The sequence below is a fragment of the Mycobacterium sp. genome (genome assembly GCF_049673265.1).
Lineage (GTDB): Bacteria > Actinomycetota > Actinomycetes > Mycobacteriales > Mycobacteriaceae > Mycobacterium.
The window spans coordinates 19,728-27,666 of sequence record NZ_JBATXN010000125.1 but is presented as its reverse complement, the minus strand read 5'-3'; the positions used below and the strand labels follow the sequence as shown (position 1 = coordinate 27,666).

Sequence of the window (7,939 nt, the reverse complement as noted above, 5' to 3'; positions counted from 1 at the left end):
GGAATGCCCGGCCCTGCGCCGGTCGGCCCCGCGCCCGTTAGCCCCGCGCCGGTTGGGCCGGCGCCTGGTCCGTCGCCCGGCCCCGGCAACTAACCCGACTGCCCGGCTTCTCCTCGTCGCGCTTCGCGTCCCGCTCGCCGCTACGCGGCTGAGGGTGCCCCCACTGCATCGTCGCCGGGCGCCGGCCTTCTAGCCGAGCGGGTCGGCGATAGTCGATTCGGCCAGATGCGAAAGCCCCTCGCGCACCTGCCGTGCCCAGATCGCGCCGATCCCCTCGACCGCCTCAAGGTCGCCGGCACTTGCCGCCAGCAGACCCTGCAGCGACCCGAACTCCCGGACCAGCCGGTCGGCGTGAGCGAACTGCAGCCGCGGGATACCGGCCATCGCGCGATAACCGCGTGAGCTCATCGCCTCGTCCTGGGCCTCCGAGGTCGACGGGTATCCGAAAACCTTTGCCAGCGCGGTGAAGTCGAGCAACTCGGTGTCGGACATGTCATCCAGCTCGGCAAGGATGGCCCCGACTTCCTCTTTGGACAACGGTTCCGGGTTGGCGAGGTAGTCGCGCACGATCAGTTCCCGCGCGATGTCGTTGCCGCCCAGCAGTTCCTCCAGCTGGAGCCGCAGCTGACGCCCGTCGGTGCCCAGCTCGACGGCGTCGTAATCGATCACCAGGCCGATCCGGCGAACCAGCTCGAGTCGCTGCACCACCGTCATCACGTCGCGCAGCGTGACGAAGTCCTCGATCTCGGCTCGTGACAGCTGCCCGCTGACCTCGTCAAGCCGGGTCTTGTACCGCTCCAGCGTGGCGATGGCCTGGTTCGCTCGCGACAAGATGGTCGCCGAGTCGGCCAGCACGTGGCGTTCGCCGCCGAGGTAGACGGTAACGATGCTCATCGAGTGGCTCACCGAGATCACCGGGTAGCCCGTCTGGACGGCGGCGCGCTCGGCCGAGCGATGCCGGGTCCCGGACTCGTCGGTGGCTATCGACGGGTCGGGCACCAGCTGCACGTTGGCCCGCAGAATCCGACTGCCGTCGGTCGATAGCACCACCGCGCCGTCCATCTTGCACAGCTCCCGCAGCCTGGTCGGCGCATACCGCACGTCGAGGGAGAATCCGCCGTCGCAGATCGCCTCCACACTGTCGTCGCAACCAAGGACTATCAGGGCGCCGGTCCGGCCGCGCAGAATGCGTTCCAGGCCGTCGCGCAGTGCGGTTCCCGGCGCCAGCCGTGCGACGGCCTCACGCAGGGTGGGACGCGGCGCCGGTACCGCGCCGTTTGTCGATGCCTTGCCAGAAGTCATTGCTAGTCATTCTGCGCCATATCCAACCGATGTGGTGGCTTCGGGACGTTCCCGCGGTGCTCGGCGATGTCGAGCATGTGCTCTAGCGCTGCCACGATGGTCGCCGCCTCCAGCGCCGCGATACCCCTTGGCACCGCATCGCAGCCCGGTGGGATCAGCGCTGTGCGGAATCCTTGCCGGGCGGCTTCGGCCAACCGTCGTTCCATGCCGCTGACCCGCCGAAGGTCGCCTGCCAATCCGACTTCACCGATCATCACCGCGGTGGCCGGCAGCGGGAGGCTGACGTACGCCGAAGCCAGCGCGATCGCGACGGCCAGATCCGACGACGGATCGGTCAGCCGCATGCCGCCCACGGTGGACAGGTAGACGTCGTTAACCGCGATCTTGAGGCGCGCGTGCTTTTCCAGCACCGCGGCGATCATCGCCGCCCGGGAGTGGTCGATTCCGCTGACGGCGCGTCGCGGCGAGCCGCCGCCCCCGGGCGTTGCCAGCAACGCCTGGACTTCGCCGATCAGGGGCCTCTTACCGTCGAGGGTCACCGTGATGGCAGTACCCGCGACGGGCTGGGGCCGCTGATCCAGGAAAAGACCGGACGGGTCGGCAACACCCTCGATTCCGTTGTCTTGCAATAGAAAACAACCGACCTCATCGGCCGCACCGAAACGATTCTTCACACCGCGGACCATCCGCAGCAGCGAATTGCGGTCACCCTCGAAATGCAGCACGACGTCGACCAGGTGTTCCAGTGATCGGGGCCCGGCGATGGCCCCGTCCTTGGTGACATGCCCGACGACGATCAGCGGCACACCGGTGGTCTTCGCCGCGGCGGTCAGCGCGGTGGTTACCGCGCGCACCTGGGTGACCCCGCCGGTGACGCCGTCGGCGTCGGTGCTGGACATGGTCTGCACCGAGTCGACCACGACCAACGTCGGCTGCACCGCCTCGATATGGCTGAGCACTGCGTGCAGGTCGGACTCGGCGGCTAGGTAGAGCTCGTGATGGCTGCAGGCGGTCCGGTCAGCGCGCATCCGGATCTGTCCCCGCGACTCCTCGCCGGACACATACAACGCGCGCCGGCCGGACTCCGCCCACTGATGGGCGACTTTGAGCAGCAGTGTCGACTTGCCCACCCCAGGATCTCCTGCGAGGAGGGTGACCGAGCCCGGCACCACGCCGCCGCCCAGCACCCGGTCCAGCTCATCGATACCGGTGGGGCAATGGCGGGTGCCGCTGGGTTCGATCGAACTAATCGGAACCGCAGCTGAGGTGGCGGCCACTGAGCGGCGGGCGCCGTTTCGGACAGCGCTGAGTACCGCGACTTCGTCGACGGAGCCCCAGGTGCCGCACTCCAAACAGCGTCCTACCCACTTGGCGGTGACGTGGCGACATTCCGAACAGCGGTACTGCGAACGTGCCTTGGCCACGCGGTGACGTTATCCCGCGCGACCGACAAATTTAGGGATGCTCGGCCGACACCGGCCGAGGCTCCGGTGCCGAAATCGGCACCGCCAAGGTCACGCTGCCTGCCTTCTCGAAATTAAAGGTGAAGTTGTAGTTCGGGCCATTGGTGATCGGCTTGTCGAGTGCCACTGTCGCCTTGACGGTGCCCGCGGACTCCACAGCGTCCACCGCTTTTTTGCTCTGTCCGCTTGGCGTGCCGACGAACAGCGTCCCCCCGGGGGCCAACGTGGGATTGCCGGTCACGGTCACCTTGCCGATATCGGAGGAGATGCCGACCAGCTTGTCGGCGACGTCCGGCGACTGGTTGATGGCCACCAGTACCAGGTCGACCGTCGCGCCCGGGCTGATGAAGTCGGTGTTCTGCTGCGCCTGGATCCGGACATTGCGCAGTGCGACGTTCTTGATCACCGCTTGGCTACCGTCGACGGCCGACTCCTGGCTGGCGGTCTGAGACAGCTGGCCGGCGCTGCAGCCGGCGACCGCGACGGCACCGATTAAGCAGCCTGCCGCGAGCGCCGCGACCCTGGTCGACCGGCGGTAGTCGAAGCGATTCACTCAAAGCCTCCTGCTCGGCCGACTCGTGGCAATGCGGTTCGACTATGCACAGTAGTAGGTCGATAAGACGGCGGCAGCGCAGGGCGCTGAAAGGGCCGTAGCGCAGCGCAGTATGATCTTGAGCGTGCCGAACAGCGCAAACCTGGAGCCCCTCCGGGGGGCGCCCATCGGGTTCCCGATAGGTCGGTGCCTTGCATGAATTCTCCCGTCTGTCAACCCCCTCTCTTCATGTGTGGTGCCCCTGACCTGCGCAGTTGTTCCCCACGTGTCGGCGTGGCGTGTTAGCATGGAGTAACGAAAGGGGCTCGAAACTGATGAATTTTGCGGTCGGAGACACCGTTGTCTATCCACACCACGGTGCTGCGTTGATCGAGGCGATTGAAACCCGAACCATCAAAGGGGAACAAAAGGAATACCTCGTCTTGAAGGTGTCGCAGGGCGACCTGACAGTTCGCGTACCCGCTGATAACGCCGAGTACGTCGGCGTCCGCGACGTGGTCGGCCAAGAGGGCCTCGACAAGGTGTTCCAGGTGCTTCGCGCACCGCACACCGAAGAGCCGACCAACTGGTCCCGCCGCTACAAGGCCAACTTGGAGAAGCTTGCCTCCGGCGACGTCAACAAGGTCGCCGAGGTCGTTCGCGACCTGTGGCGCCGTGACCAGGAACGTGGCCTGTCCGCCGGCGAGAAGCGCATGCTTGCCAAGGCGCGGCAGATCCTGGTGGGCGAGCTGGCGCTGGCCGAAAGCACCGACGACGCCAAGGCGGAAACCATCCTCGACGAGGTTCTCGCCGCCGCTTCTTGAATCCCTGACGCGCAGGGGCCCGAGTGACAGACACCGTCGCGGTGGTCCCGGCCGCCGGGTCGGGCCAACGGCTGGCCGCCGGTGTGCCCAAGGCGTTTTTTCACCTCGACGGCCGCACGCTGGTTGAACGCGCCGTCAGCTGTCTTCTGGAGTCCGGTGTCGTCGACCGCATCGCGGTGGCGGTGCCGGCCGACCGCACCGGCCAGGCCAAGTTGATCCTCGGCCGCCACGCGACCGTCGTCCCCGGAGGCGCGAACCGCGGGCAGTCGGTGAGCCGGGCGCTCGCGGCGGTCACAGATGCAGAACAACCCAACTTCGTGCTGGTCCACGATGCCGCCCGGCCGCTGACACCGCCCGCGGTAGTGGTGCGCGTGGTCGAGGCGCTGCGGGCCGGGCATTCGGCCGTGGTGCCCGCGCTGCCGGTTTCCGACACCGTCAAGGCGGTCGATGCCAACGGGGTGGTGGTGGGGACGCCGGAGCGGGCCAGCCTGCGCGCCGTCCAAACTCCGCAGGGATTCGCCACCGAACTGCTGCTGCGTGCCTATCAGGGCGCCGCTGACCGTGCGTGGGCGGACTTCACCGACGACGCGTCGATGGTCGAGCACATCGGCGGTCAGGTGCAGGTGGTCGCCGGCGACCCGCTGGCCTTCAAGATCACCACTCGGTTGGACATCCTGCTGGCCCAAGCGATTGTGATGCAGTGAGCACGCGGATAGGGCTGGGCACCGACGTGCACGCGATCGAAGCCGGTAGGCCCTGCTGGCTGCTTGGTCTGCTGTTTCCCGACGTCGACGGCTGCGCCGGGCATTCCGACGGCGACGTGGCCGTGCATGCGTTGTGCGACGCGCTGCTCTCGGCGTGCGGCCTGGGCGACATCGGCGACGTGTTCGGTGTCGACGACCCACGCTGGGCCGGGGTCAGCGGCGTCGACATGCTGCGCCATGTCGCCGAATTGATCGCCCGGCGCGGCTACCGGGTCGGCAACGCGGCGGTGCAGGTCATCGGCAACCGTCCCAGAGTCGGTTCGCGCCGCGCCGAGGCGCAACAACTGCTGTCAGATCTGCTGGGCGCGCCGGTATCGGTGTCGGCCACCACGACTGACGGGCTCGGGTTGACCGGTCGCGGTGAGGGCCGCGCCGCGATCGCCACGGCTTTGCTGATCGAGGCCGAGGACTGATCTAACGCTCGCCGTGTGGTCGTGCAACTTTCTGCACGCCGCTGTCGGATTCGGGTCGCTTCTTTCGTCGGCGATCCCGAACGCCGACGATGGGAGGCGGCCTTCCCCGACCATCAAACCGTCATCCTCGAGGGTGCCGGGCACTACCTCCAAGAGGACGCGGCGGCTGATGTCGTCGCCGCGATTCGCGCCTGGCACACCTGACCCGGGACTTTCGCAATCGAATCCGCTACGTGGGACCCACGCTGGTCATCGGCAAAGCATTGGCCCGGTAAGCTGGCACGTCGTGACCGATCGCGCCCACCTGCGGCTATACGACACGGCAACCGGTGCCGTGCGTGACTTCGTTCCGCTGCGGCCCGGGCACGTCTCGATTTACCTGTGCGGCGCGACCGTGCAGGGTCTGCCGCACATCGGCCACGTCCGCAGTGGCGTCGCGTTCGACATCCTGCGCCGCTGGCTGATGGCGCGGGGCTGCGACGTCGCGTTCATCCGCAACGTCACCGACATCGACGACAAAATCCTCAACAAGGCCGCCGCCGCGGGCCGGCCGTGGTGGGAATGGGCGGCCACCTATGAGCGGGCGTTTTCCGCCGCCTACGACGCCCTGGGCGTCTTGCCGCCGTCGGCTGAGCCGCGGGCCACCGGTCACGTCACCCAGATCGTGGAGCTGATCGAGCGCCTGATTGAGACCGGCAACGCCTATACCGGCTGCGGCGACGTCTACTTCGACGTGCTGAGCTACCCCGAATACGGCCAGCTGTCTGGACACAAGATCGACGACGTCCACCAAGGCGAGGGAGTGGCTACCGGCAAGCGTGACCAGCGCGACTTCACGCTGTGGAAGGGTGCTAAGCCCGGTGAGCCGTCGTGGCCTACGCCGTGGGGGCGCGGCCGTCCCGGCTGGCACACCGAATGCGTGGCGATGGCGCACGAGTATCTGGGTCCGGAGTTCGATATCCATTGCGGGGGAATGGATTTGGTCTTCCCTCATCACGAGAACGAGATTGCCCAGAGCCGCGCTGTCGGCGACGGATTCGCCCGGTACTGGTTGCACAACGGCTGGGTCACCATGGGTGGCGAGAAGATGAGCAAGTCACTGGGCAACGTGTTGGCGATCCCCGCTATGTTGCAGCGTGTCCGGGCCGCCGAGCTGCGCTACTACCTCGGCAGCGCGCATTACCGCTCGATGCTGGAGTTCTCCGAGACTGCGCTACAAGATGCGGTCAACGCCTACGTCGGGATCGAGGACTTCCTGCATCGGGTGCGCAACCGGGTCGGCGCCATCGAACCGGGCCAGTGGGCGCCGCGGTTCGCCGACGCACTCAACGACGACTTGGCGGTGCCGGTCGCGCTGGCCGAGGTACACCACGCCCGCGCGGAGGGCAACCGGGCACTCGACGCCGGTGACCACGACGGTGCGATGGCCAACGCGAGCGCCATCCGCGCGATGATGGGCATTCTCGGCTGCGACCCGCTCGACGAGCGCTGGGAGTCACACGACGAGACATCGGCTGCGCTGGCAGCGGTCGACGTGTTGGTGCGCGCCGAGCTAGAGCGGCGCGAACAGGCTCGCGTGCAGCGCGACTGGAAGCTCGCCGACGAGATTCGCGATCGGCTCAAAGACGCTGGCATCGAAGTCACCGATACCGGCGACGGCCCGCAGTGGTCGTTGGGAACCCAGCCCGATGGCCGGTAATTCCCGTCGCCGCGGAGCGATCCGCAAACCCGGCACCAAGAAAGGGCCGACCGTGGGCTCCGGCGGCCAACGCCGCCGCGGGCTAGAAGGCCGCGGCGCCACTCCGCCAGCGCATCAGCGGCCCTACCATCCGGCCGCCAAACGGCTCAAGGCGCAGCAGCGCCGGCCCGTTAAACGCAGCGACGACGACGTCGAAACTGTTTTGGGACGAAACCCGGTATTGGAATGTCTGCGCGCCGGAGTTCCGGCCACCGCGCTCTACGTTGCGCTCGGAGCTCAAGCCGACGAGCGGCTCACCGAATCCGTCACGCGGGCAGCCGATTCCGGTATCGCGATCCTCGAAGTGCCGCGCACCGACCTGGATCGGATGACGACTAACGGCCTGCATCAAGGGATCGCGTTGCAGGTGCCGCCCTACGAGTACCTTCACCCCGACGAGCTGCTCGAGATGGCCTTGGATTCCCCGCCTGCATTGCTGGTTGCGTTGGACAACATTTCCGATCCACGCAACCTGGGTGCGATCGTTCGTTCGGTCGCGGCGTTCGCCGGTCATGGGGTATTGATCCCGCAGCGGCGCTCCGCCTCGGTGACGGCGGTGGCATGGCGGACCAGCGCCGGCGCCGCCGCGCGGATACCCATCGCGCGAGCCACCAATCTCAATCGGACACTGAAGGATTGGGCCGATCGCGGTCTGCAGCTGGTCGGACTGGACGCCGAGGGAGACACCGTCCTCGACGATCTGGACGCCTCTGGCCCTGTGGCGGTGGTCGTCGGATCGGAAGGAAAGGGGCTGTCGCGGCTGGTGCGTCAGAGCTGCGACGCCGTGGTGTCGATCCCGATGGCCGGGCCCACCGAATCGTTGAACGCGGCGGTGGCCGCAGGAGTGGTGCTGGCTGAGATCGCGCGTCAGCGCAGGCGCTAGTCACATTGGCTGCCCGATGG

The 7,939-nt window shown here is 67.3% G+C and carries 9 protein-coding genes; 6 read left to right on the top strand and 3 right to left on the bottom strand.

Features of this window, described 5'->3' with window-relative positions; genetic code table 11:
- Positions 1-189: 189 nt before the first annotated feature.
- Genes disA through WBF82_RS04415 form a run of 3 tightly spaced genes read right to left on the bottom strand, consistent with a single transcriptional unit; the run spans position 190 to position 3,318 of the window.
- A complete protein-coding gene (gene disA / locus WBF82_RS04425) occupies positions 190-1,302 on the bottom strand; it encodes a DNA integrity scanning diadenylate cyclase DisA (RefSeq protein ID WP_424381884.1) in 1,113 nt (370 codons plus the stop codon).
- A 2-nt stretch (positions 1,303-1,304) separates the two neighbouring features.
- Positions 1,305-2,726, bottom strand: a complete 1,422-nt coding sequence (gene radA, locus WBF82_RS04420; protein WP_424381883.1) for a DNA repair protein RadA — start codon at positions 2,724-2,726, stop codon at positions 1,305-1,307.
- A 31-nt stretch (positions 2,727-2,757) separates the two neighbouring features.
- Complete coding sequence (locus WBF82_RS04415; protein WP_424381882.1) at positions 2,758-3,318, bottom strand: hypothetical protein; 561 nt, start codon at positions 3,316-3,318, stop codon at positions 2,758-2,760.
- Between the two features lie 314 nt (positions 3,319-3,632).
- On the opposite strand from WBF82_RS04415, the gene carD reads away from it, so the two are divergent.
- From carD to rlmB, 6 genes are all read left to right on the top strand, one after another.
- Positions 3,633-4,121 carry an RNA polymerase-binding transcription factor CarD gene (carD, locus tag WBF82_RS04410; protein WP_424381881.1) on the top strand — a complete coding sequence of 163 codons (489 nt, stop codon included), beginning with the start codon at positions 3,633-3,635 and terminating at the stop codon, positions 4,119-4,121.
- Positions 4,122-4,144: 23 nt separating this feature from the next.
- Positions 4,145-4,825 (top strand): 2-C-methyl-D-erythritol 4-phosphate cytidylyltransferase, encoded by a 681-nt coding sequence (gene ispD / locus WBF82_RS04405; protein WP_424381880.1) that lies wholly within the window; start codon positions 4,145-4,147, stop codon positions 4,823-4,825.
- Positions 4,822-5,298: a 2-C-methyl-D-erythritol 2,4-cyclodiphosphate synthase gene (ispF, locus tag WBF82_RS04400; protein WP_424381879.1), complete on the top strand. Its 477-nt coding sequence runs from the start codon at positions 4,822-4,824 to the stop codon at positions 5,296-5,298. The genes ispD and ispF overlap by 4 nt, the downstream gene beginning before the upstream one ends.
- Positions 5,299-5,319: 21 nt before the next feature.
- On the top strand, positions 5,320-5,502 hold the full coding sequence (locus WBF82_RS04395; protein WP_424381878.1) for a hypothetical protein: 183 nt from the start codon (positions 5,320-5,322) through the stop codon (positions 5,500-5,502).
- Positions 5,503-5,584: 82 nt separating this feature from the next.
- Positions 5,585-6,997 carry a cysteine--tRNA ligase gene (cysS, locus tag WBF82_RS04390; protein WP_424381877.1) on the top strand — a complete coding sequence of 471 codons (1,413 nt, stop codon included), beginning with the start codon at positions 5,585-5,587 and terminating at the stop codon, positions 6,995-6,997.
- A complete protein-coding gene (rlmB, locus tag WBF82_RS04385; protein WP_424381876.1) occupies positions 6,987-7,919 on the top strand; it encodes a 23S rRNA (guanosine(2251)-2'-O)-methyltransferase RlmB in 933 nt (310 codons plus the stop codon). Before cysS ends, rlmB begins: the two co-directional genes overlap by 11 nt.
- The last annotated feature ends 20 nt before the right edge of the window (positions 7,920-7,939 follow it).